The organism is Pseudomonas fluorescens (genome assembly GCF_001307155.1).
Classification (GTDB): Bacteria; Pseudomonadota; Gammaproteobacteria; order Pseudomonadales; family Pseudomonadaceae; genus Aquipseudomonas; species Aquipseudomonas helvetica.
In genome coordinates, this window is the sequence record NZ_CP012830.1 from 4,721,184 (window position 1) to 4,747,443 (window position 26,260).

The following is a 26,260-nucleotide window of genomic DNA, read 5'->3' on the forward strand; positions in this document are numbered from 1 at the left end:
GGAATCGAATGCCTGAAGGGAACGTCGGCAGCGCTGCACGAGGCCTCCACGAAGCGCCACTGAGCAGTGCTTTTCGTCAGGCCTGGCAAGAGTGGTCGCTGGCCTGGAACGAACAGTCCAAAGACAGTGACGATGAAGCGTTGGTCGAAGCCGTCGTCGAGTTTTCCACTCAGATTACCCAGCGCTTGTGGCGAACGGCATTCGCCAAAGTCGGTGATGCTGCCACCGAACAGGTGACCGCCGTGGTGTATGCGTTTGTCGCGCTGATTGACGAGACCCTGTTGTTTACGGCCTGGCCGGGTCAGCTTGCCTGGCAGGACAAGCCTCTAGAGTCGCGGATGTATGCCAGCCGTCAGGCGGGCGAACGGCTGCCACTGGCGATCAAGTCATTGCTCGACGACCAGGTGCCGGCTACCCGGGATCTGGCCAATGTCTATCTGCAATGCCTGGTACTGGGATTTGAAGGGCGTCTGCGCGGCGAGCAGAATCAGCTCCAGCATGAAAAATGGCGGTTGGCGTTGTTCGCGTTTGCCTGGCAACACGAGCCCGATTACGCCGATGTCAGTACCCGATTGGAACAGCCATCGGCGGTGACTCCCGTGCAGTTGCCCCTGCGTCTGTCGCTACCCGACGGCTTTCGTCTGGCACTGGCAATCCTCGGCGTCGTGCTGTTGATGACCGGGTTGGGGCAGATGTTCTGGCGCGACATCCGTCAGGAGCTTGAGCCGGTCATGCACCTTTCCGAAATGGCAGCGGCCCAGGAGCAAGACTCATGAGCACCCTGGGGATTGTCGCAACCGTCGTCGCGGTGCTGTTGTTGCTGGCGGTGTTGCTGGTGGCGGTGTGGTGGTTGCGCACCCAGAGCGGCGCGGCGATTCGCAGTTTTTATCTGTCGGTCCGGCACATGGAGCAGGAGCAAGGCACGCAGGATCGCTATCAGATCCCGTGGTTGCTGATGCTTGGCAACGAAACCCAGGGCACTCAACTGTGTGCCCAATGGCGTTTGCAACCCACCGACAAACCGGCCTGGTTCGGGCGCTGGTGGTCGGACCCCGAGGGCGCGGTGCTGGTGGTGCCACAAACGTTGTTTTTGCCTGATGAAGGCTTGAACCTGCAACGTGGCGGCTGGTGGCGTCTGTTGGGATTGATCGTGCGCCTGCGCAGCAAGCGGCCTCTGGACGCGGTGATCTGGACCGTGCCAGCCAGTCAACTGGGCGATCCGGAGCTGGCCGCCAGCCTCGGTCTGGCGGCACGGCGGCGCTTCATCGATCTGTTACAGCGTTTCGGTCTGAGCCTGCCGGTGTATGTGGTGATTACCGGGATGGAGGAAGTGCCGGGCTTTCAGGCGTTGATTGCTGCACTTCCGGTCGAGGCACGTGAACAGGCGTTGGGCTGGTCGTCGTCGTATTTGCCTGAGGCGGTCTGGCAATCGCAATGGAGTGATCAGGCGCTGGATCAGGTGAACCGGGCATTGTCTGAATCGATCATCGAGATCGGTGCCTTGTCCGGGCATTTGAGTAGCGAATTGTTTGCCTTGCCGGACCGTTTCGAAGCGCTGCGGCGCACACTGCAAACGTTGCTTGAGCCGGTTTTTCAGGGCAACGCACAAGGTGAGGCACCGCGTTTTCGAGGGATTTACTTCACTGCCAACCAAGCGCCGGAGAGTACTCGGGAGAGCTTCTCGGCCTATGACACGGTGTTGCAGCAGAGCGCGTTTGCCCGGCAGTTGTGGCAGCGCCGGATTGTCGCCGAACGTGGCGTGGCTCAGGTCGTACCGCGGATTTTGCGGCTGCGCCAACGCTGGCAACGGGTGACCGGCGTGGTGGCGCTGGTGGTCGGGCTGGTGTGGGCGATCGGTATGGTTTGGGTCTGGCACGACTCGGTCAAGGATGCCCATGAGTTGTCACGCTTGCTGCAAGGTGCGCAGAAAAATTATGTCGCGGTCACGGACGAAAGCCATCGACTGGAACCGACGCGACGTAACGTCGAAAGTTTCTGGCGGGTACTGGAACGAGCCCCGCGCTGGACGTTCAGTTCGGTGGTCTTTCCCACCTCCTGGTTTTCCTCGCTGGATGCGCAGCTGGAGGACGAACTGCGGCTCACTGCTCAGCGGCACTTGCTGGTGCCGCTGCAAGAGTTGCTGGTGTCGGACCTGGCGCAGCTCAAGGCGATCCGCAATACCGAGCGTCGAGTTAACGTGGAAAGCGAAGACCCGGCGCAATGGCAGAACTACGTCAAGGCCAAGGAACTGGCCGAGCGCGCGGTGCGTCTCGAACAACAGAACCAGTGGTTCAATCAGGCGTTGAACAATCCCCGGAGCCCGCTCGATGACCTGGTGCTGTTGAGCAATAACGCCTTGTCGCTGAACCTCAACGTCGGCACGTTGCGTCGCTCGGCCTTCTATAACCGGGTACTGCTCAATTCCGACACCAGCGGGTTGAAAGCGCTGGACCTGAGCGCGGAGCGCTCGACCATCTCGACGAATTTTGAAGGACTGATGGAGCGCTGGCTGGACCAGTACTTTCTGGCGGACAACTTCGTGCGTCAGGCCGGCTATCTCAAGCTGCACCTGGAGCGGCTGGAGTCCGGCAGTGGCAATTCACTCAGCGAGCTCGAGGACTTGAGGGCGCTGATTGACGACCTGCAAGCGTTGATTGGCTTGACCAACTCGGCGTGGGGACGAGGCAAGGGCCAGGACCTGGTGCCGGGCTACCGCGAGCTGATGGATAAAGTCCGCCAAAGCGCCTTGCTCGGGCCGCAACTGGAGCAACAACTGGACATGCAGGCGTCGAAGTTGCAGCAGAGCTTTCGTGATCAATGGATTGCCCAGGCCGGCTCGCGTGGCAATTTGCTGGTTCAGCAAGGCAGCGGACAACTGGCGTTGCAAGAGCATGTCAGCCAGCTGGACAACGCCGTGCAGGCGTTGTTCAAGCGCGATTTCGTGGCTATTGCACTGCGTCAGGATGATTCCAGTCTCAGTGCTTCACAGGGGCAGAACGCCGACAGCGATGGTCTCAACAGCGCATTGAATTACTTCGCCAGTTACAAAAGCTACGCCAGCGAGGAGTTGCCACGTATCCCGCCGGCGTACCGGGGCGCGCTGCTCCAGGCAGCGGAAGGGGCGGTGGCCAAGGCGATGTGGCTCAGCCTGGAGGAACAGGGCGGCCAGGTGCAGCAAGGCACAGGGTTCAATGTGCAGGCCTCGCAGGCGGTGGCGTTGCAAAAAGCCTTTGTCGAGTTGCGCCGCAGTGACCTGGCTACCCGTTTGCAGAACGCACTCAACCGCCGCGCGTTGGCCGAGGTCGCCAATGGCCTGAACGAAATAATCGCCCAGCCGCTGTTCAGCGAAAGGACCAGTATTGCGCGCTGGGATGGTTCGAAAAACCTCGGCTTGCAGCTGTACGGTGCCAGTGATGTGCAGGACCTGAAGCTGAGCCTCAAGCAGCAGTTCAACACCATGTTGGGTATTACCGAACAACGTACTTCGGCGTTGGAGTGGCTGAAGGTCCAGCAGCAGAATCTGTCGGGACTGGATTACGAACGGGTTGTGCAGTTCAGTGCCTTGAATGATGAACTGCTCAAGTACAAGGAGCAGAATCCTGCCAGCTCTGCGGCACAGATCGAACAGTTGGTGAGCCGGGACTTTATCGACATGGATGCCGGGTCCTGCGCACAAATCCTGCAAACCGCCAACCTTTCCGGTGGCCGTGGGACGCTTGCCCTGAGGGCTCAGGAACTGCAGCAAACCGCGATGCAACGCTGCCAGTCGCTGCAGCAGCAACAGGCTTCGGCGGCCTGGAACGACTTGGCCAATTACTTCAATCAGTACCTGGCCGAGCGTTTTCCATTCTCCAATGGCACGCAGGTGACCGATGCCGACCCGGCGCGGGTCCAGCATTTGCTGGAGTTGATCGACAAGCGCCTGCCGGTGGCGCAAGCCGGTTTGCAGCTCAGCCGGACGCCGGAACGCTTGGCCGCCGAGGACTTTCTCAACCGTTTGAAGCAGGCCAGCACCTGGCTCGGGCCGCTGTTTGTGCGAGATAAAAGCGGCATTCTCGGGGTGGAGATGGACGTGCGCTGGCGCACTGATCGCGAGGAAGAACACGGCGCCGATCAGGTCATTGCCTGGGGTTTGAATGCCGGCAATCAACAGATCAGCTACCCCGGCGAGGCCCAGCAGAACCTGCGCTGGATGGTCGGCCAGCCCGTCAGGTTGACGTTGCGCTGGGCCAGGAATGGTCCCCAGCGGCCGGTCAGCGACCCGTTGCAACCGAACCTGGTGATCCGGGATCTGGAGGCCGGCTGGGAGTACGGCGGCCCTTGGTCGTTGCTGCGGCTGATGCGTTCGCACCAGTCGAATCAGCGCCAGCCGAGCATGGACTACACGGAGTTTCCACTGACCTTGCGCTTGCCGGTCGCCGCGAGCACCAGCATTGAGGAGCCGACACAAATGTTCATGCGCCTGTCATGGATGACTCAGGGATCAAAACTGCCGTTGTCCATTCAACCGTTGCCGACCCGTGCGCCGCGTTCACCCTTTGTCTCGACGGGTTCGACGGCGGCCATCGTGACGAACGAGGAGGGCTTGTGAGTCTGCCGTCACTATCATTGTCATCGCCGCTGCCGGAGTTGATCGCACAGTTGCTCGAACCGATCAGCGATGAAGCGCCCTGTGGCCAGGACCTGCGCTATGAGCCTGAGTTCGATCAGTTGCGCGAGCTGCGCCGCGAGGACGATACCAGTTTGCCGACAGGGGTCTGGCAGTCGTCGATCAAGCGTGCCCAATGGCCGGAACAGGCAAAACTCGCCAGCCGTTTGCTGCTGGAGCGCAGCAAGGACTTGATGCTCAGTGCCTGGCTCGGCGAGGCCTGGTTGCATCTGGACGGCCTGGAAGGGTTGCCGGGCAGCCTGGCGCTGGTGGCGGGGTTATGCGAGCGCTACCCCGAGCAACTTCACCCTCAGGCCGAGGAGGGCGATCAGTCGTGGCGGGTGATTCCTCTCGAATGGCTGGCGCGACGCTACAGCGAAATCCTGCTCACCCGGGTGCCGCTGTTCGACACGCGCACCAGCGAATTTGCGGATTTCTGCCTGGATGACTGGCGGCGCTTGCAAGTGCAGCAGGTGATGGTCAATGACACCAAGGCTGCAAAAACCTCTGCTGAAGCTGCGCGCAACGAGCAGAAAAAACTCACCGAACAGATTCGCGCGACGCCGCTGTCGTTCTGGTTGCGCAGCCAAGGCAGCCTGTTGCTGAGCTTGCAGCATCTGCAACGGCTGGAGGACTGGAGTGATGCCTACCTGGGCAATCAGGCGCCAGGCTACAAATCATTGCGGGGCATCATCGAGGCGCTGTTGACGCTCGTTCAGGAGTTCATCGCCATGCATCCACGTCAACCCACCCAGGCCCCGGTCGAGCCACCGCAGGTCCGGGCGCCCCAAAACACTCCGGAGCCAGAACCCGCGCCAGCCCAACAGGCACTGCGTGAACCGGCGAGTCGCGAAGAGGCTTATCGGCAGTTGTTGCTGATTGCCGAGTACCTGGCGCGAACCGAGCCCCACAGTCCGGTGCCTTACTTGATCAGGCGCGGAGTGGAGTGGGGCAATAAACCGCTGAGTGAACTGTTGGGCGAGTTGATATCGGCTGACGCGGAGTCGCGCCGACTCTGGACGTTATTGGGTGTGCTCTAAACATCGCAGCGCCTCTCAGAGCGGCTTGGGCAACTTGATGGGCGTCAACACCGGACGATCGGAGAAAAACGCCATCAGGTTCTGCCCGACCAGTTCAACGGTTCCCTTGGTCGCTTCCGGCGACAGGCCGGCCACATGCGGCGTGAGGATCACGTTGCTCAATACCTTGAGCGCATCCGGCACCTGAGGCTCTTCATCGAATACATCGAGCGCGGCACCGGCGATCCGCCGTTGCTCGAGCGCGCTAACCAGATCGCTGGTAGCAACCACGCTGGCGCGGGCAATGTTGACGATAAAACCCTGGGGGCCCAAGGCATCCAGCACCTGCTTGTTGACCAGGTGCTGCGTGCCGATGCCGCCGGGCGTGCAAACGATCAGAAAGTCAGAGACCCGAGCCAGTTCGGTGGGCGTTGAGCAAAAGTCGTAGGGGATGTCGCTGAGCAACTGGCGGCTGTGGTAACTCACCGTCATGTCGAAGCCATTGGCGGCACGTTTGGCGATGGCCATGCCGACGGCGCCGAGCCCCAGAACACCCAGGCGCTTGCCGGCCAGTGACGGGCGCATGATCTTCGGCCATTCACCGCGTCGCACCGCCGCGTCGCACCGAGGGATGTCACGCACCAGCGACAGCAACAAGGCCATTGCATGATCGGCCACCGACGAGGCGTTGACGCCAGCACCATTGGTGACGGTTATACCGCGGTCGCTGGCGGCTTGCAGATCGACCTGCTCGTATCCGGCACCGATTACGCAGATGATTTTCAGGTTTGCCAGCGCGGCGATTTCATCGGCATACAGCCCCAGCGGGCCGCGCGTCAGCACGGCATCGATCTGCCCGCGATGACTGGCGATGGCCTGGGCACGCTCGGCGGGAGTGGGGGCGAGAATCAGGTGGAAGCCTTGATGTTCGAGAATCGGCAGGTAGTCGTTAATGGTTTCAACCAGTACCAGTACGGTTGCAGGCATGCTGGGCTCCTGTAGGCATTGGAATAAGCGGTTCAGATTGCTGACTACAGAGTGGTTTGGCAATTACCAAAAGTTGCAGAACTCAGTGTAGGAGCTGACGAAAGCAATAAAGCAAGATCAAAAGATCGCAGCCTGCGGCAGCTCCTACGCGATCACAATCGTTGCGGCGAACGTGGTCAATGTAGGAGCGGCCATAGGCTGCGATCTTTTCAGCGCATCAGAACCTGGCGTCCGCTGTGTTCATTAATTTCACGAACGCCCCGCCAAGGGTTGCATTGTGGTGCTCAATGATCATTTTGGCCGATAACGCCGCAGTGTCCATGCAGGTGTGAGCATCGGCGACGAGCGTAACCTGTAAGCCCTGTTCGGCTGCGGCCCGGGAGGTACTGTCGATGCAGTACTGGGTTTTCATGCCGACGATGAACACATGGTTTATCGAGGCGTTGGTGAGTTGTTGTGCCAGTCGAGTTCCGAGGAAGCAATTGGGGCGGGTTTTATCGAACAGGGTGTCGACATTCGCATCCAGCTCCAGCTCGGGAAGTAATTGCCAGAATGGGCTTCCAGCCTCAATGGGCGAACCCTCAGGACCGGTGTGGCGTACCGCATAAATCGGCACTTCGCGCTCTCGGGCCCGGTGAATGAGCTGGCGGATGTTGGCAAGTACTCGCTCGCCGTCGTGGGGCTTGTCCGGGCCGTAGAACAGACCGACCTGCATATCGATGATCAAAAGTGCCGATGACATAGGTGTTTCTCCATGAAGTGCCGAACGGACGGGAGAAACAACAAGGCCCCGTCCATTGCTGGCGGGGCCTGGGGTTCACTGCGCTGTATTTATCTCAGCCAGCCACCGCACGACCCGCCGGAAGCGGTCGTGGTGGTGCGGGTGAGGTTCAGCGCAGCGAAGTTCATGAGGCCGATCATGCTGTGGGTTCGGCAAACATGTCAATGCAGTCGCAAGGCGATTATTGAGTGCACTCGGCTCGCCGATTCCGCGCCCCCATAAAAAGCAGCTTCTTCGGATTGCTCGCGTTCAGCCGGCGGATTGTGTGGGCTGTGGCGCGTAACGCCTTTTCCGAGCATCTGATCTGCATAACCATTCCTCAGCTAAGTCTTTGCTTCTGCTGATTAATCCCGGACAATCGCGCCCCTGTTTCGGCCAGGGCGCTGCCTGTCAGCTTTTTCTGACTCGTCCTGACCGAGTGGCAAGTGACCGGAATGCGGAGATCTGACCGGATGAATGATCAGGCCAATAGCGTTGATGAACGCTATGAAGCGGCGGCACCAGCGAGCCTCAGCAGCTGGAATCGCCATGACACCACCTGGATGCTGGGCCTGTTTGGCACGGCGATTGGTGCGGGTACCCTGTTTTTGCCGATCAACGCAGGCCTCGGCGGTTTCTGGCCGCTGTTGATCCTGGCGTTGCTGGCGTTCCCCATGACCTTTTACGCACACCGTGGCCTGACCCGATTCGTGTTATCCGGTCGCGCGGGGGCAGACATTACCGAAGTCGTCGAAGAGCATTTCGGGATCAAGGCCGGCGCCCTGATCACCTTGCTGTACTTCTTCGCGATCTTTCCGATCCTGCTGATCTACAGCGTTGCGCTGACCAACACCGTGGGCAGTTTTCTCGAACACCAGTTGCACATCATGCCGCCGCCACGGGCGATTCTGTCGTTCGTGCTGATCCTCGGTCTGCTGGCCGTGGTGCGCTGCGGCGAGCAGATGATCGTCAAGGCCATGAGCCTGATGGTGTATCCGTTCATCGTGGCGCTGCTGTTTCTGGCGGTGTTCCTGATTCCGCACTGGAACGGCGGCATTCTCGAAACCGCGAGCACCTTGCCCGAGCCTTCGGCATTGCTGCACACGCTGTGGCTGGCGATTCCGGTGATGGTGTTCTCGTTCAACCACTCGCCGATCATCTCGGCCTTTGCGGTGGACCAGAAGCGTCGTTATGGCGCGCACGCCGAAGAGCGCAGCTCGCAAATCCTTTCTCGCGCTCACACCTTGATGGTGGTGATGGTGCTGTTCTTCGTCTTCAGTTGCGTGCTGACCCTGTCGCCAGCACAACTGGCCGAGGCCAAGGCGCAGAACCTGTCGATCCTGTCGTACCTGGCCAACCACTTCAGCAACCCGACGATCGCGTTCGCTGCGCCGTTGATTGCGTTCGTGGCCATTTCCAAGTCGTTCCTGGGCCACTACATCGGCGCCAGCGAAGGCCTCAAGGGGCTGATCGTCAAGAGCGGTCGCCGTCCGGCACCGAAGACCCTGGACCGTATGACCGCAGCGTTCATGCTGGTGGTCTGCTGGATCGTCGCAACGCTGAACCCGAGCATCCTGGGGATGATCGAAACCCTCGGTGGCCCGGTCATCGCGGCGATTCTGTTCCTGATGCCGATGTACGCGATCCGCAAGGTGCCAGCCATGGCACGTTATCGCGGCCAGGCCTCCAACGTCTTCGTGACGCTGGTGGGCCTGGTGGCGATTTCGGCGCTGATTTATTCGCTGACCGCCTGATTCAGTGAGGCAACGGCCGCTGCGCTTTATATGTGCAGCGGCCGTTTTTTTTGCTCGGTCGAAAAGCTCGGCGCGACCCTCTGCGCGGGTTATCGGGGGCAAACTGATCCAGCTCACATGTCATGGCGGATTTGAGGCTACGCTTGTGCCTGCAAAGCAGTGTGATCGATGTTCTGTTTTGTGCCGTTGTCGATCTGGCCGGCTTGGAATTGATTGCCTGGAGACACCTGATTGCCGACTGATCCACCGACTGTAGCGCCCCAAACCACCACCGAGCGTCCTAACCGTTTGCAGGACCTGTTGGCCGGCTTATCGATTGCCGGTCTGCTGCTGCCCGAGGCTGTCGCGTATTCGAGTATTGCGGCCCTGGCGCCGCAGGCCGGGGTAATTGCGCTGTTCGCTGGCTTGCTCTGTTATGGACTGTTTGGCACCAGCCGATTTGCCATCGTTTCCGCAACCTCTTCGTCAGCCGCCGTGCTGGCGGCCGCCACGGCGACATTGGCCAATGGCGACCCGCAACTACGTGCAAGCCTGGCCATCGGTCTGGTACTGGTGACCGGCGCGTTCTTTTTACTGGCCGGATTGTTCAAGCTTGGCAGGGTGACGTCGTTCATCGCCAAACCGGTATTACGCGGCTTTGCCTTTGGCCTGGCGCTGACGATCATCCTTAAACAGCTCGCCAGCGTAGTCGGCGTGCACCTGAGCAACGGCAATCCGATTCGTTTTTTGCCGGAGTTGCTGGAGCAACTGCCTCAGTGGAACTGGGTCGCCGCCGGCGTGGCGGCAGTGGCGCTGGCCTTGTTGTGGTTGTTCGGGCGGTTCCGGCGCTTGCCGGGTGGCTTGCTGGTGGTGGTGATCGGCATCGCGGCGGGGCAATGGCTGAACCTGCCGGCCTATGGAGTCAGGATGATCGGGGTTATCGACCTTGGCCTTGAGGTTCCGAAGCTGCCGGTGCTGCCTTTTACCGACTGGTTACGCCTGGGAGAACTGGGCTTTGCCATGGTGATGATCCTGTATGCGGAGTCCTACGGCTCGATCAGCTCCTTCGCACTCAAGCACGGTGATCGGGTGTCCTCGAACCGGGATTTGCTGGCGTTGGGGGCGTCGAACCTGGTGTCCGGGTTGTTTCACGGGATGCCGGCAGGGGCGGGCTATTCCGCGACTTCCGCGAATGAGGCCGCCGGCGCGACGTCGCGTTTGGCCGGTGGCGTGGCAGCGCTGGTGGTGCTGATCATCGTCCTGACAGTGCTGCCTTATATCGCCTTGACCCCTGAACCGATACTGGCCGCGATCGTCATGCATGCGCTGGGCCGTGGCTTGAGCCTGCAACCGTTGGGGCGCTATTTTGTCTGGCGACGTGATCGCCTGCTGGTGATCTGCGCCGTGGCGGCCGTGTTGGTATTGGGGGTGCTGGACGGTTTGCTGGTGGCGGTGGCGATCAGTGTGCTGCTGATGCTCAAGCAAATGTCAGCGGCGGATATCCAGGTTCTCGGGCACATCGGCACCGGGCACGATTTTGTCGACGTGCAACGTCATCCATTGGCCAGGGCCGTGCCGGGGATGCTGATTGTCCGACCGGGCGAAGCGCTGTTTTTTGCTAACGCGGAGCGAATTCTCGGCGGCGCATTGCACTTGATTCGGCACTCTGAAACGCCGATTCACACAGTGATTCTCAGCCTGGAAGAGTCACCGGACCTGGACGGCACCAGCATCGAGGCGTTGCAGGAGTTTTTCTTGCGGGTACGCAACGAAGGCAAGCGCCTGGTGCTGGCGCGTCTCAAGCTCGAGGCGCAAGCGGCACTCTCGGCGCTACCGGAAGTCAAGCGTTTGCAAGTCACTCTCTGTGACTTGAGCGTCGACGGGGCGGTGCAGGAGGCGCTTAAAGGCCAAGGGTAAAACCTTCGTGCATAAAAAAACGCCGCGCACCTTACGATGCGCGGCGTTTTTTTGTGGCGAGAGAGCTTGCTCCCGCTGGGTCGCGAAGCGGCCCAAAAATCAAACACCGCGAGTATTCAGATAGAATGCGGGGCTGATTTTACGACTGCTCCGCAGCCGAGCGGGAGCAAGCTCCCTCGCCACAGGCGTTAAGCTTGAATGACCGGGATGTTGGCATTCGCTGCAGCTTCACGGAACTCGGCGATCTGGTCGAAACTCAGGTAGCGATAAACATCGCTGGCCATGGTGTCGATTTCTTTCGCGTAGGCCATGTACTCCTCGACGGTCGGCAGGCGACCCAGGATCGAAGCCACCGACGCCAGCTCGGCCGAAGCCAGGTAGACGTTGGCGCCATCGCCCAGACGGTTCGGGAAGTTACGGGTCGAGGTCGACACTACGGTGGAGTTCGGTTCTACGCGAGCCTGGTTACCCATGCACAGCGAGCAGCCCGGCATTTCCATGCGCGCGCCAGCCTTGCCGTAGATGCCGTAGTAGCCTTCTTCGGTCAGTTGGTGAGCGTCCATCTTGGTCGGCGGCGACAGCCACAGACGGGTTGGCAGCTGACCCTTGACCTGATCCAGCAGTTTACCGGCAGCGCGGAAGTGACCGATGTTGGTCATGCACGAACCGATGAACACTTCGTCGATCTTCTCGCCAGCAACGCTGGACAGCAGACGGGCGTCGTCCGGATCGTTCGGCGCGCAGAGCACAGGCTCCTTGATGTCGGCCAGGTCGATTTCGATGATTTCAGCGTATTCGGCGTCAGCATCGGCAACCATCAGCTCAGGGTTGGCAATCCAGGCTTCCATCGCTTGAGCACGACGTTCCAGGGTGCGCGCATCGCCGTAGCCTTCGCCGATCATCCAGCGCAGCAGGGTGATGTTGGAGCTCAGGTACTCGGTGATCGACTCTTTCGACAGCTTGATGGTGCAACCGGCAGCCGAACGTTCAGCCGAAGCGTCGGACAGCTCGAAAGCTTGCTCGATGCTCAGGTTGTCCAGGCCTTCGATTTCCAGGATGCGGCCGGAGAAGGCGTTCTTCTTGCCTTTCTTCTCTACGGTCAACAGGCCAGCCTGGATCGCGTAGTAAGGAATGGCGTGAACCAGGTCACGCAGAGTGACGCCCGGTTGCATTTTGCCTTTGAAGCGCACCAGGATCGATTCCGGCATGTCCAGTGGCATCACGCCAGTGGCTGCGGCGAACGCGACCAGACCGGAACCGGCCGGGAACGAGATGCCCATCGGGAAACGGGTGTGCGAGTCACCACCGGTGCCGACGGTGTCCGGCAGCAGCATACGGTTCAGCCAGCTGTGGATGATGCCGTCGCCCGGACGCAGGGAAACGCCGCCGCGGGTCATGATGAAGTCTGGCAGGGTGTGGTGAGTGGTGACGTCGATCGGCTTTGGATAGGCCGCGGTGTGGCAGAAGGACTGCATCACCAGATCGGTCGAGAAGCCCAGGCACGCCAGGTCCTTCAGTTCGTCACGGGTCATCGGGCCAGTGGTGTCCTGGGAACCGACGGTGGTCATTTTCGGTTCGCAGTAGGTACCAGGGCGAACGCCGGCTACGCCGCACGCCTTGCCGACCATTTTCTGCGCCAGGGTGAAACCCTTGGTGCTTTCAGCTGGAGCTTCCGGCTTCTTGAACAGGTCGGACGGTGGCAGACCCAGTTCGGCACGCGCCTTCTCGGTCAGGCCACGGCCGATGATCAGCGGGATACGACCGCCAGCACGGACTTCGTCGAGCAGGACCGGGGTCTTCATTTCGAAGGTGGTCAGGATTTCGTCGCTGTTGTGCTTGGTGACTTTACCGGCATGAGGGTACAGGTCGATCACGTCGCCCATGTTCATGTTGGTGACGTCGAATTCGATTGGCAGTGCGCCGGCATCTTCCATGGTGTTGTAGAAGATCGGAGCGATTTTGCTGCCGAAGCAGAAACCGCCAGCGCGCTTGTTCGGCACGTAAGGAACGTCGTCGCCGAAGAACCACAGCACCGAGTTGGTTGCCGATTTACGCGAAGAACCGGTACCCACTACGTCGCCGACGTAGGCGATCGGGAAACCTTCGCCGCGCATGGTTTCGATCTGTTTCATCGGACCGGTAACGCCTTGCTCGTCCGGCACGATACCGTCACGGGCCATTTTCAGCATGGCCAGGGCGTGCAGCGGGATGTCTGGACGCGACCAGGCATCAGGAGCAGGGGACAGGTCGTCGGTGTTGGTTTCGCCGGTGACCTTGAACACGCGCAGGCTGATCTTGTCGGCCAGCACCGGGCGGTTCTTGAACCACTCGCCGTCAGCCCAGGATTGCAGTACGCCTTGAGCGTGAACGTTGCCGTTCTTGGCTTTTTCCGCGACATCGTGGAAAGCGTCGAACATCAGCAGGGTGTGCTTGAGTTGCGCGGCAGCGACGGCGGCCAGTTCGGCGGAGTCGAGCAGGTCAACCAGGGTCACGATGTTGTAGCCGCCTTGCATGGTGCCAAGCAGTTCTACAGCGCGCTTTTTGTCGATCAGGGGAGAAGTAGCTTCGCCTTTGGCCAACGCAGACAGGAAGCCGGCCTTTACATAGGCTGCTTCGTCCACTCCAGGCGGAACGCGGTTGGTGATCAGGTCAACGAGGAAAGCTTCTTCGCCAGCAGGAGGATTCTTCAGCAGCTCAACCAGGCCTGCAGTTTGTTCGGCGTTAAGCGGCTGGGGAACGATACCCAGTGCTGCACGCTCTTCGATATGTTTGCGGTAGGCTTCAAGCACAGTTATTACCCTCATCAGTGGTCCCAAATGGGTGTCCGGGACGCTCATCCCGAAATTGCCGTACTCATGCGCTGCGTGGCGTTGTGGGCCGCTTAGCCAGAATTACCGACAATTCCTTACAGAAGCTGCTTTCAAAGTTTTACGCCTGCAGAACGGGGAGCTGATGAGGGTTGGCGCTGAGTTTTTCCCCGCTGGAAATACTCATCGCCAACACCGCTCTGAAGGAACGACTGTGCTCGTGACGCTTTGAAAACAGCTTCTAACGGACATTGGCGCCTTAAAAGGCTGGCTGATTCTACGGCAAAAAAAAATTAAAGGTAAGTTAGGCCCTGAACTTTGAGGGGTGATGAATGTTAGACAAAGGGCTAACATGCCGACCTGTTTTGCTTTCTCGCGTTCTGCCTACCTATGCCCAATCAAACCATCAAGACTCCCTGTGTCGGCCTCTGTTCCACTGTTTACGGTGATCTGGTGTGCCGTGGCTGCAAGCGTTTCCACCATGAAGTGATTCACTGGAACGGTTACAACGAGGAAGAAAAGCGCGCCGTCTGGTTGCGTCTTGAGCAGTTGTTGGTGCAGGTGATGGCCGGGAAAATCGAGATTTTCGATCCCTGGCGGCTGCGTGAGCAACTGGAGCAGCGCAAGATCCGTTTTGTGCCGCATCAGTCGGAATATTGCTGGGCGTACCAGTTGATTGCCCGGGGGGCGCGGGTGATCAACAATCTGGAAGCTTATGGGATGGTGTTGTTGCCGGAGTTCCGCGATTGGAGCTTGCCGGAGTTGCGTGATGCCATTGATCGGGAGTTTTTCCTGCTGTCGGAAGCGCATTACCAGCGTTATATCGCGCCGGGTTTTCTCAGGGATGCGTTTGGCGGTTGATCCTGGCGGCCTGACAGCCGACCAATCTCTTGCAGGTGTACATATCCATTTCTGCGGTAACGGCGGCTGGCGGTTTCGCCCTTACGGCGACTCACTTTTTTTACAAGCGCCTAAAAAAAGTAAGCAAAAAAACGCTCGCCCCAAGCGTACGGCACCTCGCCTAGGCTCGGCGTTCCCTCGTTCCGGTATTCATCAGGGGGCATCGCCTACGGTCTGCTTCGCTACGACCTCCTCTCGATGTGTTCGACTTCGTCGAACGGCGCTGCGCGCCCACCCCCTGATGAACACCTCCACTCGGCCTCCCGATAGGGGCGGGTGGATCAAGATCAACGGCGGCAGGCGAGCTAACGCTCGGCCTGTTGAGTGGTGGGGGCGGGCGCGGGGGGCGGGCGCTGCGCTTTATTGTGTGCCGTAGGCTGCGATCTTTTGATCCTTAGTTGTCGTAACCGAGGTTCGGTGCTAGCCAGCGTTCACTCACGCTCAGCTCCTGGCCTTTGCGAGCGGTGTAGCTTTGCACTTGATCCTTGTCGATTTTGCCGACGGCAAAGTACTGCGCCTGTGGGTGGGCGAAGTACCAGCCGCTGACGGCGGCGGCCGGGAACATGGCGTAGTGTTCGGTGAGGAACACTCCGCTGCGACCGGCGTGCATTTCGCTGGCCTCGGGATCCAGCAGGGCGAACAGCGTGCCTTTCTCGGTGTGGTCCGGGCAGGCCGGATAGCCGGGGGCAGGGCGGATGCCGGTGTATTGCTCTTTGATCAGCGCCTCGTTGTCGAGGGTCTCGTCCTTGGCATAACCCCAGTAGTTTTTACGAACCTGCTGGTGCAGCCATTCGGCACAGGCCTCGGCCAGACGGTCGGCCAGTGCCTTGACCATGATCGAGTTGTAGTCGTCGCCAGCGTCCTGATAGGCCTTGGCGACTTCTTCGGCGCCGATCCCGGCGGTGGTGATGAAGCCACCGACATAGTCGGTAATGCCGCTTTCTTTCGGCGCGACGAAGTCGGCCAGGGAGAAGTTCGGCTTGCCGTCGGTTTTGATGATCTGCTGGCGCAGGTGATGCAAGCGGGCCAACGGCTTGCCGTCATCGCCGTAGACTTCCAGGTCATCGTCATGCACCTGATTGGCCGGCCAGAAGCCAAACACCGCACGGGCGCTGATGAGCTTCTCGTCGATCAGTTTGGCGAGCATTTCCTGAGCATCGGCGTACAGCGCGGTGGCGGCTTCGCCGACCACTTCGTCCTGGAGGATGCGCGGGAATTTACCGGCCAGGTCCCAGGAGATGAAGAACGGCGTCCAGTCGATGTACTCGGCCAGCACCTTCAAGTCGATGTTGTCCAGCACCTTGGCGCCGGTGAACGTCGGCTTGACCGGTTCGTAAGAACTCCAGTCGAACTGTGGTTTCTTGGCGATCGCCGCCGGGTAGCTCAAGCGTTCGGTGCGGGCGCTGCGGTTAGCCGTGCGCTCGCGGACTTCGATGTATTCCTCGCGGGTTCTCTCGACAAAACCGGCCTTCAGTTCCTTGGACAGCAACTGCGTCGCCACGCCGACGGCGCGAGAAGCGTCGGTGACGTAGACCACCGCATCGTTGCTGTACTTGGGTTCGATCTTCACTGCCGTGTGGGCTTTGGAAGTGGTCGCGCCACCGATCATCAGCGGCAGATGGAAGTCCTGGCGCTGCATCTCGCGGGCCACGTGGACCATCTCGTCCAGCGAAGGCGTGATCAAGCCGGACAGGCCGATGATGTCGCACTTCTGCTCTTTGGCCACTTGCAGGATTTTTTCGGCCGGGACCATCACGCCGAGGTCGACGATGTCGTAGCCGTTACAGCCGAGTACCACGCCGACAATGTTCTTGCCGATGTCGTGGACGTCGCCCTTGACCGTGGCCATCAGGATCTTGCCCTTGGCTTCCGGCTTGTCGCCTTTTTCCAGTTCGATGAACGGGATCAGGTGCGCCACTGCCTGTTTCATCACGCGGGCGGATTTCACCACCTGTGGCAGGAACATCTTGCCGGCGCCAAACAGGTCGCCAACGATGTTCATGCCGGACATCAGCGGGCCTTCGATGACCTCGATCGGCCGGGCGAAGGACAGCCGGGATTCTTCGGTGTCTTCCACGATGTGCGTGGTGATGCCTTTGACCAGCGCGTGCTCCAGACGCTTGTTGACGTCCCAGGCGCGCCATTCTTCGGTCTCGGCTTCCTTGACGCTGCCATCGCCCTTGTACTTGTCGGCAATCGCCAGCAGCGCGTCGGTGCCGTCCGGGGTGCGGTTGAGGATCACGTCCTCGACGGCGTCGCGCAGTTCGGCCGGGATCTGGTCGTAGATCTCAAGTTGACCGGCGTTGACGATACCCATGGTCAGGCCGTTGCGGATCGCATACAGCAGGAACACCGAGTGGATCGCTTCACGTACCGGGTTGTTGCCACGGAACGAGAACGACACGTTGGACACGCCGCCCGAGGTCAGCGCGTAGGGCAGTTCGTCACGGATATAGGCGCAGGCGTTGATGAAGTCGACTGCATAGTTGTTGTGCTCTTCGATACCGGTGGCGACGGCGAAGATGTTCGGGTCGAAGATGATGTCTTCCGGCGGGAAGTCGACTTCGTTGACCAGAATGTCATAGGAGCGTTTGCAGATTTCCTTCTTGCGCGCTTCGGTGTCGGCCTGGCCGGCTTCGTCGAAGGCCATCACCACCACGGCAGCGCCATAGCGCTTGCACAGTTTGGCGTGGTGAATGAACTGCTCGACGCCTTCCTTCATGCTGATGGAGTTGACGATGCCCTTGCCCTGGATGCACTTGAGGCCGGCTTCGATCACTTCCCATTTCGACGAGTCGATCATGATCGGCACGCGGGAGATGTCCGGCTCGCCAGCGATCAGATTGAGGAAGGTCACCATGGCCTTCTTCGAATCGAGCATGCCCTCGTCCATGTTGATGTCGATCACCTGTGCACCGGCTTCGACCTGTTGCAGGGCGACTTCCAGCGCTTCGGTGTAGTTGTCTTCACGGATCAAGCGGGCGAACTTGGCGGAACCGGTGATGTTGGTCCGCTCGCCGACGTTGACGAACAACGAGCTGCGATCGATGGTGAACGGCTCCAGGCCCGACAGGCGGCAGGCCTTGGGGATGTCCGGAATCTGCCGTGGCGCATAGCCAGCGACCGCTTTGGCGATGGCTTCGATGTGCCCCGGCGTGGTGCCGCAGCAACCGCCGACGATGTTCAGGAAACCGCTTTGGGCGAACTCTTCGATGACCTTGGCGGTTTCCACCGGCAGCTCATCGTATTCACCGAATTCGTTCGGCAGGCCAGCGTTCGGGTGCGCCGAGACATAGGTGCTGGCCTTGTTCGACAGTTCTTCCAGGTACGGACGCAGCTCACGGGCGCCAAGGGCGCAGTTCAGACCGACGGAAATCGGCTTGGCGTGGGCGATGGAGTTCCAGAAGGCTTCGGTGGTCTGGCCGGACAGGGTGCGGCCGGAGGCATCGGTGATGGTCCCGGAAATCATGATCGGCAATTCGAAACCGACTTCCTCGAACACGCCCTGCACGGCAAAGATCGCGGCTTTGGCGTTCAAGGTGTCGAAAATGGTTTCGATCAGGATCAGGTCGGCGCCGCCTTCGATCAGGCCTTTGGTGGCCTCGGTGTAGTTCTCCACCAGTTCATCGAAGGTCACGTTGCGATAGCCAGGGTTGTTCACGTCCGGAGACAGCGAGCAGGTGCGGCTGGTCGGGCCCAGGACACCGGCGACAAAACGTGGTTTGTCCGGGGTTTCGAGGGTCTTGGCGTCCGCCACCTTGCGCGCAAGGCGTGCGCCTTCTACGTTTAACTCGTACGCCAGGCCCTGCATGCCGTAGTCGGCCTGGGATACCTGGGTGGCGTTGAAGGTGTTGGTTTCCAGAATGTCGGCGCCGGCATCCAGGTATTGCTTCTCGATCGCCCCGATTACGTCCGGGCGGCTCAGTACCAGCAAGTCGTTGTTACCCTTGACGTCGCTTGGCCAGTCGGCAAAGCGTTTGCCACGGTAGTCCTGCTCCTCGAGCTTGAAGCTCTGGATCATTGTGCCCATGCCGCCATCGAGAATCAGGATGCGCTCTTTGAGGGCTTGCTTGAGGACGTGTAGGCGAGCGCTGCGATCGGACATTAGGACTACCTGGTAAGGCCATTACGAAGGGTCGGAATCATAGCAAACCTGCGTGCAATTAGAGCATGAGCTGCTTTTGCATGAATATCGCTCATGTTGGTGGGCGGGCCAGGACGGTAGAATCGCGACGTTTTTTCATGATCGGGACCAGGGATATGTCGTATCGCGTTTTCATCAGCCTCTTTGTGCTGCTTATAAGCAGTGTCGCCACAGCACAAGGCACGGCGCCGGCGATCTCATACACCCGCGACGTTCAGCCGATCTTCACTGAAAAATGCGTGGCCTGCCATGCCTGCTATGACGCCGCCTGTCAGCTCAATCTGGGCAGTGGCGAAGGTGCAGCGCGGGGCGCGAACAAGATTCCGGTCTATGCCGGCGAGCGCAGTAAGGCGTCGGAGCCGACACGGCTGTTTTATGACGCCTTTGGCAAAGCCGCCTGGCAACGCAAGGACTTCTACTCGGTACTCGATGCTCAGGGCAGTCAAGCGGCGCTGATGGCGCGCATGCTCGAACTCGGTCACCGGACGCCGCTGCAACCCAACGCCAGGTTGCCGGAAGAGATTGTGCTGGGACTCAATCGCGAGACCATGTGCCCGATGCCAGGAGAGTTCGAGGCCTACGCCGGCGCCCATCCGAAAGAAGGCATGCCGCTGGCGGTGACCGGGCTGACCGATCAGCAGTACCAGACGCTGCAACGCTGGCTGGCCTCCGGTGCGCCAATCGACCAGCAGGGCCTGGTCCCGAGTGCCAGGGAAGCCTTGCAGGTGGTGCAGTGGGAAAACCTGCTGAACGCACCGGGCGCCCGTGAAAGTCTGGTAGCACGCTGGTTGTTCGAGCACTGGTTTCTGGCGCATATCTACTTCAAGGACGGCGAGCCGGGGCACTTCTTCCAGTGGGTGCGTTCGCGCACACCGACGGGCCAACCGATCGACCTGATCAACAGTCGTCGCCCGAACGACGATCCGGGCACCCAGGTGTATTACCGCTTGTGGCCGGTGCAAGGGGTGATTGTGCACAAGACGCACATCACCTATCCGCTGAGCCCGGCGAAAATGGCCCGGATCAAAACCCTGTTCTACAACGGCAACTGGCAGGTTCACGCCTTGCCTGGTTATGGCCCGGAACGTCGGGCCAATCCGTTCGAGACCTTCCAGGCGATTCCGGCCCAGGCGCGGTATCAGTTCATGCTCGATAACGCCGAATACTTCGTGCGCACCTTTATCCGTGGCCCGGTCTGTCGCGGGCAGATCGCTACCGACGTGATCCGTGACAACTTCTGGGCGTTCTTCCAGGCGCCGGAACATGACTTGTACATCACCGATCCGAGTTATCGCGGCAAGGCCACGCCATTGCTGGCCATGCCCGGCCAGAATGACGATGTCGGCAGCGTGCTGAGCCTGTGGCATGCCTACCGCGACAAGCGTAACGAGTACGAAGCCTTGCGCCGTGACACCTACGCCAAGGCACACGCGCCGAGTTGGTCGACCTTGTGGGCCGGTAACGACAACGCCTTGCTGAGCATCTTCCGGCATTTTGACAGTGCTTCAGTGAACAAGGGGCTGATCGGTGAAGTGCCACAGACCATGTGGTTATTCGACTACCCGTTGCTGGAGCGCACCTATTATCAGCTGGCGGTCAACTTCGACGTGTTCGGCAACGTTTCCCATCAGGCGCAGACCCGGCTGTATTTCGACTTGATCCGTAACGGCGCCGAGCAGAATTTCCTGCGCCTGATGCCGGCCGATTCGCGTGACGGATATCTGGACGACTGGTATCAGAGCAGCGGCAAATTCAAGATGTGGCTGGATTACGAAAGCATCGACAACGATAAGCCGACTGCACTGAAACTCGACGAGAAAGACCCGAAACGCGACTTCGTCCAGCAATTGCTGATGCGTTACGGTGACCTGAACGCCAGTCCTGATCCGATCAATCGCTGCGATGGCGCTTATTGCTCACGGCCCAATATCGATCCGGCCTTGCAGAATGCCGAGCAGGCATTGAGTCGCCTGACCGCACGCCCGGCGGCCGGGCTCAAGGTGATCGACCAGTTGCCGGAAGCGACGATGCTGCGCATCGAAAGTCGCAGCGGCAAGCGCGAGGTGTACAGCCTGCTGCGCAACCGTGCCCACAGCAACGTGGCGTTCCTGCTCGGTGAGGCATTGCGCTATCAGCCGGGGCTGGACACCTTGACCATTTATCCCGGTGTGCTCAGCAGCTATCCGAACTTCATGTTCAACATTCCCGCTGAACAAGTACCGGCATTTGTCGCCGAGATGGAGAATGCCAAGAATGCCCAGGACTTCGAGAAAATCGTCGAGCGCTGGGGGATTCGTCGCAGCCATCCGCAGTTCTGGCAGTATTTCCACGATTTAAGCCGGTATATCCACGAGACCGATCCGGTGGAAGAGGGCGTACTGGACATGAATCGCTACGAAAACCTCTGATCGAGCTGCCGGTCGCCCTGGCGGCGAGCGGATCTTTCCCGACAAAAATACTGGGACTTTGTCCGGCGCGATGATTGGCGTAAACTGCGCCCAAGCCTGCGAGGAACTTCCATGACCGCCATTACTATTACCGACGCCGCCCACGATTATCTGGCTGATCTGCTCTCCAAGCAGAACACCCCGGGGATCGGCATTCGGGTCTTTATCACCCAGCCTGGCACTCAATACGCCGAAACCTGCATTGCCTATTGCAAGCCGGGCGAAGAAAAACCTGAAGACACGGCGCTGGGGCTGAAAAGCTTCACTGCTTACATCGACTCGTTCAGCGAAGCATTCCTGGACGATGCGGTGGTCGACTACGCCACTGACCGCATGGGCGGCCAACTGACCATCAAGGCGCCAAACGCCAAAGTACCGATGGTCAACGCCGACAGCCCGGTCAACGAGCGCATCAACTACTACCTGCAAACCGAAATCAACCCGGGGCTGGCCAGCCACGGCGGTCAGGTCAGCTTGATCGATGTGGTTGAAGACGGCATCGCCGTATTGAAGTTCGGTGGCGGCTGCCAGGGCTGCGGCCAGGCTGACGTGACCCTGAAGGAAGGCATCGAGCGCACGCTGCTTGAGCGTATTCCCGAGCTCAAAGGTGTCCGTGACGTGACCGACCACACGCAGAAAGAAAACGCCTACTACTAAGGTGTTCGCTGCGACATGAAAAAACGGCGCTGTGGCGAGGGAGCTTGCTCCCGCTCGATTGCGAAGCAATCGCAAGCCAGTCGATGCATTTACCCGTAATGAATGCGTTGGCTGATTTTGGGACCGCTTTGCGGTCCAGCGGGAGCAAGCTCCCTCGCCACAAGTGCTTCAGGGGCGATACAAATGTGCATGCCCGGCGCGGTACAGCGACGATTCGCTGAAGGTGTCACTGCCCAGCACCCGACCCACCAGAATCAGCGCCGTACGTCGAAATCCCTTGGCCTGAACCTTTTCGGCGATGTCTGTCAGCGTTCCCACCACCCAATCCTGGTCCGGCCAGCTGGCCCGATGAACCACTGCAATCGGACAATCTGCGCCGTAATGCGGCAGCAGTTCAGCGACGATTTTCTCCAGGTGATTGACCCCCAGATGAATCGCCATGGTCGCGCCATGCTGGGCCAGGCTGCTGAATTCTTCGCCTGGCGGCATCGCGGTCTTGTCGGCGTAGCGGGTCAGGATGACGCTTTGCGAGATGTCCGGTAGCGTCAGCTCGGCGCCCAACAGCGCTGCACACGCAGCAGTGGCGGTGACGCCAGGGATGATTTCAAACGGAATGTTCAGCTCGCGCAGATAACGAATCTGCTCGCCGATCGCCCCATACAGGCTCGGATCGCCGGAATGCACGCGTGCCACATCCTGGCCTTTGTCGTGGGCGACTCTGATCAGTTCGATGATCTGTTCCAGGTGCAATTCGGCGCTGTTGACCACCTGTTCAGCCTGATGGCCTTCCAATACGGCTTCAGGTACCAGCGAGCCGGCGTAGATGATCACCGGGCAACTGCGAATCAGTCGCTGGCCCTTGACCGTGATCAGTTCCGGGTCGCCGGGACCTGCGCCAATGAAGTAGACGGTCATGGCCGGCTCCTGTGAAAAATTGTCAAAGCAAGGCTTCAGATGAAGATTGCTCATGATCGAAGGCGGGGATTATCGAGGATTTTACGCGGCGCCGGCCAATGCAAACGTCGCCTGGGCATATTTTTGTCGCGGGATCAGCAGTTTTGCCGGTGTCTGCGCCAGTTGTTCCGCGAGGGCCAGTGCGGCACTTTCCGCTATGCCATAGCAGCCGGTGCGCTCGAAAGCGATTTGCGAGCGATGGCTGAGTTGCGCTTGATAGCTGGAAAGTTGCTCGCTGCTGAAGCAGATCAGTGGCAGTGACAGTTGCCGGGCCAACTCGATCAGACCGGGCTCATCACGTTTCAGATCGATGCTGGCCAAGGCCTTGATCGCCTGTAATTCGATGTGATGAGCCTGCAACGCCTGGTCGAGCAACGTGCGCAGCGTGCTGGCCGGGCAGCCGCGCTGGCAGCCCAGGCCGACCACCAGGGTCGGCGCTGCGCGCGTTTCACTCATGCGTGGTATTGACCATCGCTTTTGCGGCGGAACAACCAGGCGCTGATCAGGCCCATGGCCAGCCAGAACGCGGCGTTGGTCAACTGCGAGGCGATCTTGAATTGCGCTTCGAGGGCTTCGGGGGCCAGCATCGAATGCACTTCAGGCTGCGGCGCGCCGATGATGTGCGGCACGGCCAGAATGGCGACACCGAGCACTTTCAGCAGCCAATGCCGGGCGAACACGATCAGCGCGATACCGACAGCGGTGGACGCTGCCGTGCTGATCCACCAGATCTGCCGTTGTGCCAGGTCTGCGGCGGCAGTTCCCGGCAATTCCGGCGGCAAACCCAGGGTTGGTGCGAGGACGAAGGTCGCGTAACCGGCCAGTCCCCAGAGCAGACCTTGGGAGGTGCGAGTCGGCGCGCGCAGGGTGTAGAGACCCGCGAGCATCAGCGCAAAACCGACGGCGACCACCAGATTACCGCCAGTGGTCGACAGCACGCGCTGCCAGCCATCTTCCGGCTCCCAAGCCTCTGCATCGTGGGTGTGGCCAGCCATGGCGCCTTCGGCATGTTCATGGACTTCAGCCGCCGGGGCTTTTTCGTAGGTCTCCGCCTGAAGAATCAGCGGCGCGACCCAGAAGCTTTGCAGCAGGGTCAGCAGCAGGGCGGCCAGCAAGCCGGTGAAACCTGCGGTTTGCGCTATACGCTTGATCATCTCGGCAGGTCTCAGTGGCACGGGAACGCAGAACTGTGACGGGTATCGTGGGCGGCGTTGTGCACCGCGTCGATGTGCGAGAAGCCGGCGAAATACACAAGGCACGCGCCCAGAATCGATGCGCCAATAGCGGCAACGAGGCGTTGGCTCAGGGTGGAGGTGGTGCTGGCGGTGACGTGGCGAGTGCTGCTGATGATCGACATGGCGCTTCCCTCTGGTCAGTCAGTGGGTGAATCGAGCGCATGTAAACCCCCGCGAGCCGGGCACGCAGAGGCTAAAACAGCGCCCGCCCACCGCGGGTTTGTTATTGATGTGTTGCGGGCCGGTCTCCGGGCTCACGAGGGGCTGGCATTCGCCGAACCTGCAAGAATCGCCTTCCCATGCCGAACTGCTGGCACAGTGGATCTGATTCTTCGCTCGCTTACCGTTGCGGGGGCAGCACCGGACTGACATGGCTTTTGAGTAAAGCACATGATTCACCGGTTTCCCGTTTCACCCTGTGAAGGGCACCCGTAACAAGGCGTGTAGGAGAGCATGGGCGAGGGCGGGGCGTCAATTGGCAAGCGTTCTCAGATGGAGGGTTACGCAGAGTCCTGTGGCGAGGGGGCTTGCCCCCGCTGGGTCGCGAAGCGGCCCCCTGTGTTCTTTCGGGTACATCACATGCACAGGATTTGCGACGGCTTCGCCGCCGAGCGGGGGCAAGCCCCCTCGCCACAGTGGATCGCGAACATTGACCCGCCCCGATGCGATGCGTAGCCTTGCGCTTTCGAGGTTCTTTGGTGCGTGCGCCGAAGCTAAGAAGGGAACGCGGTCGATGCCGCGGCTGCCCCCGCAACTGTGAACGGTTTCGTTTCTGCCATGCCACTGCGCTCTTTTGTTTTCAGGCGCGGGAAGGTGCAGGAACCGCCAGTCGAAAGACTGGCCCACCGTCAGCCAGGAGACCTGCCTCGCTACAGATTCTCACTACAACCGGGCGGGGTGATCCGGTGGCGAATTCTTCCGCGCGCTCAAGCGCTGCCGGTTGTCGTCCCGTATGCCCGCCACCTTGCCAAAGGGCATCCGATGAAAACACTGGCCAAACTTCCCGTCACCATCGTTACCGGCTTCCTCGGCTCGGGCAAAACCACCTTGCTGCGGCACATGCTCGATAACGCCCAGGGCCGACGCATCGCGGTGATCGTCAACGAGTTTGGCGAGCTGGGCATTGACGGCGAAATCCTCAAGCAATGCTCCATCGGCTGCACTGAAGAAGAAGCCAACGGCCGCGTGTATGAACTGGCCAACGGCTGCTTGTGCTGCACGGTTCAGGAAGAGTTCTTCCCGGTGATGCGCGAACTGGTTGCCCGTCGCGGCGACCTCGACCACATCCTTATCGAAACCTCTGGCCTGGCCCTGCCAAAACCGTTGGTCCAGGCCTTCCAGTGGCCGGAAATCCGCAGCGCCTGCACCGTGGATGCGGTGATCACCGTGGTCGACAGCCCGGCCGTGGCCGCTGGCACTTTCGCCGCGTTCCCGGATCAGGTCGATGCCCAGCGCAAACTCGACCCGAACCTGGACCATGAATCACCGCTGCACGAGCTGTTCGCCGACCAACTGGCCAGCGCCGACCTGGTGATCCTCAACAAGGCCGACCTGATCAGCCCGGCGGATCTGGCCAAAGTGCGCCTGGAAGTCGCCGAAGAGCTGCCGCCCGCGGTGAAAATCATCGAAGCCAGCAGCGGTCGCTTGCCGCTGGACGTGCTGATCGGCCTGGGCGCCGGCTCTGAAGAGCACATCGACGGACGTCACAGTCACCACGACCATCACCATGATGGCGATGACCACGACGACCACGATCACGACGCTTTCGATTCGATTTCCATCGAACTGCCGCAAGCCGATGAAAGCCTGTTGCTTGATGCCTTGACCCAATTGGTGGTCCAGCACGGCATTTTGCGAGTCAAGGGTTTCGCCGCAATCCCGAACAAACCGATGCGCTTGCTGATCCAGGGCGTGGGCACACGTTTCGACAAGCATTTCGATCGTCAGTGGGGCGCAGACGAAGCGCGCAGCACCCGTCTGGTGCTGATCGGCCAGCAACTGGACGCCGTCTTGCTCGAAGCGCAATTGCGCGCCGCGCTCAGCGTTTAACCC

Annotated in this window: 17 protein-coding genes and 2 riboswitches; of the genes, 9 read left to right on the top strand and 8 right to left on the bottom strand. The window is 60.2% G+C overall.

Features of this window, described 5'->3' with window-relative positions; translation table 11 throughout:
- Window positions 1-8: 8 nt before the first annotated feature.
- Genes AO353_RS21570 through tssA form a run of 3 tightly spaced genes read left to right on the top strand, consistent with a single transcriptional unit; the run spans window position 9 to window position 5,688 of the window.
- Window positions 9-776 carry a DotU family type IV/VI secretion system protein gene (locus tag AO353_RS21570; protein ID WP_054596775.1) on the top strand — a complete coding sequence of 256 codons (768 nt, stop codon included), beginning with the start codon at window positions 9-11 and terminating at the stop codon, window positions 774-776.
- Window positions 773-4,591, top strand: coding sequence for a type VI secretion system protein (locus AO353_RS21575; protein WP_054596776.1), 3,819 nt, complete (start codon window positions 773-775; stop codon window positions 4,589-4,591). Before AO353_RS21570 ends, AO353_RS21575 begins: the two co-directional genes overlap by 4 nt.
- Window positions 4,588-5,688 carry a type VI secretion system protein TssA gene (tssA, locus tag AO353_RS21580; RefSeq protein WP_054596777.1) on the top strand — a complete coding sequence of 367 codons (1,101 nt, stop codon included), beginning with the start codon at window positions 4,588-4,590 and terminating at the stop codon, window positions 5,686-5,688. Before AO353_RS21575 ends, tssA begins: the two co-directional genes overlap by 4 nt.
- Window positions 5,689-5,703: 15 nt before the next feature.
- On the opposite strand, the gene AO353_RS21585 is transcribed toward tssA, so the two are convergent.
- Both AO353_RS21585 and AO353_RS21590 read right to left on the bottom strand, forming a co-directional pair.
- On the bottom strand, window positions 5,704-6,654 hold the full coding sequence (locus AO353_RS21585) for a 2-hydroxyacid dehydrogenase (protein ID WP_054596778.1): 951 nt from the start codon (window positions 6,652-6,654) through the stop codon (window positions 5,704-5,706).
- 217 nt (window positions 6,655-6,871) lie between these two features.
- Window positions 6,872-7,396 (bottom strand): cysteine hydrolase family protein, encoded by a 525-nt coding sequence (locus AO353_RS21590; protein ID WP_054596779.1) that lies wholly within the window; start codon window positions 7,394-7,396, stop codon window positions 6,872-6,874.
- A 491-nt stretch (window positions 7,397-7,887) separates the two neighbouring features.
- On the opposite strand from AO353_RS21590, the gene AO353_RS21595 reads away from it, so the two are divergent.
- Window positions 7,888-9,168 (top strand): serine/threonine transporter, encoded by a 1,281-nt coding sequence (locus AO353_RS21595; protein ID WP_054596780.1) that lies wholly within the window; start codon window positions 7,888-7,890, stop codon window positions 9,166-9,168.
- Window positions 9,169-9,399: 231 nt separating this feature from the next.
- Complete coding sequence (locus AO353_RS21600; protein WP_054596781.1) at window positions 9,400-11,064, top strand: SulP family inorganic anion transporter; 1,665 nt, start codon at window positions 9,400-9,402, stop codon at window positions 11,062-11,064.
- A gap of 188 nt (window positions 11,065-11,252) precedes the next feature.
- On the opposite strand, the gene acnB is transcribed toward AO353_RS21600, so the two are convergent.
- The gene (gene acnB / locus AO353_RS21605; protein ID WP_054596782.1) at window positions 11,253-13,853 is read right to left on the bottom strand and encodes a bifunctional aconitate hydratase 2/2-methylisocitrate dehydratase; all 2,601 of its coding nucleotides are present in this window, start codon (window positions 13,851-13,853) and stop codon (window positions 11,253-11,255) included.
- A gap of 408 nt (window positions 13,854-14,261) precedes the next feature.
- Here acnB and AO353_RS21610 point away from each other — a divergent pair, with 408 nt between their 5' ends.
- Window positions 14,262-14,732, top strand: coding sequence for a DUF1289 domain-containing protein (locus AO353_RS21610; protein ID WP_054596783.1), 471 nt, complete (start codon window positions 14,262-14,264; stop codon window positions 14,730-14,732).
- 433 nt (window positions 14,733-15,165) lie between these two features.
- On the opposite strand, the gene metH is transcribed toward AO353_RS21610, so the two are convergent.
- The gene (gene metH, locus AO353_RS21615) at window positions 15,166-18,876 is read right to left on the bottom strand and encodes a methionine synthase (protein WP_054596784.1); all 3,711 of its coding nucleotides are present in this window, start codon (window positions 18,874-18,876) and stop codon (window positions 15,166-15,168) included.
- A 155-nt stretch (window positions 18,877-19,031) separates the two neighbouring features.
- On the opposite strand from metH, the gene AO353_RS21620 reads away from it, so the two are divergent.
- Window positions 19,032-21,323 carry a fatty acid cis/trans isomerase gene (locus tag AO353_RS21620; protein ID WP_054596785.1) on the top strand — a complete coding sequence of 764 codons (2,292 nt, stop codon included), beginning with the start codon at window positions 19,032-19,034 and terminating at the stop codon, window positions 21,321-21,323.
- Between the two features lie 111 nt (window positions 21,324-21,434).
- The gene (nfuA, locus tag AO353_RS21625) at window positions 21,435-22,019 is read left to right on the top strand and encodes a Fe-S biogenesis protein NfuA (protein WP_007946504.1); all 585 of its coding nucleotides are present in this window, start codon (window positions 21,435-21,437) and stop codon (window positions 22,017-22,019) included.
- A gap of 168 nt (window positions 22,020-22,187) precedes the next feature.
- Here nfuA and cobM read toward each other — a convergent pair whose 3' ends face one another.
- The 4 genes from cobM to AO353_RS21645 all read right to left on the bottom strand — a co-directional run bounded on the left by cobM (window position 22,188) and on the right by AO353_RS21645 (window position 24,330).
- Entirely contained in the window at window positions 22,188-22,934 is a 747-nt protein-coding gene (gene cobM / locus AO353_RS21630) for a precorrin-4 C(11)-methyltransferase (protein ID WP_054596786.1), read from the bottom strand.
- Window positions 22,935-23,015: 81 nt separating this feature from the next.
- Entirely contained in the window at window positions 23,016-23,429 is a 414-nt protein-coding gene (locus tag AO353_RS21635; protein ID WP_054596787.1) for a cobalamin biosynthesis protein, read from the bottom strand.
- Window positions 23,426-24,127 (bottom strand): CbtA family protein, encoded by a 702-nt coding sequence (locus AO353_RS21640; protein ID WP_054596788.1) that lies wholly within the window; start codon window positions 24,125-24,127, stop codon window positions 23,426-23,428. The genes AO353_RS21635 and AO353_RS21640 overlap by 4 nt, the downstream gene beginning before the upstream one ends.
- Window positions 24,128-24,138: 11 nt before the next feature.
- A complete protein-coding gene (locus AO353_RS21645) occupies window positions 24,139-24,330 on the bottom strand; it encodes a CbtB domain-containing protein (RefSeq protein WP_054596789.1) in 192 nt (63 codons plus the stop codon).
- Window positions 24,331-24,429: 99 nt separating this feature from the next.
- Window positions 24,430-24,656: riboswitch (cobalamin riboswitch) on the bottom strand.
- Between the two features lie 223 nt (window positions 24,657-24,879).
- Window positions 24,880-25,092, top strand: a riboswitch (cobalamin riboswitch).
- A 97-nt stretch (window positions 25,093-25,189) separates the two neighbouring features.
- On the opposite strand from AO353_RS21645, the gene cobW reads away from it, so the two are divergent.
- A complete protein-coding gene (cobW, locus tag AO353_RS21655; RefSeq protein ID WP_054596791.1) occupies window positions 25,190-26,257 on the top strand; it encodes a cobalamin biosynthesis protein CobW in 1,068 nt (355 codons plus the stop codon).
- Window positions 26,258-26,260 lie beyond the last annotated feature (3 nt).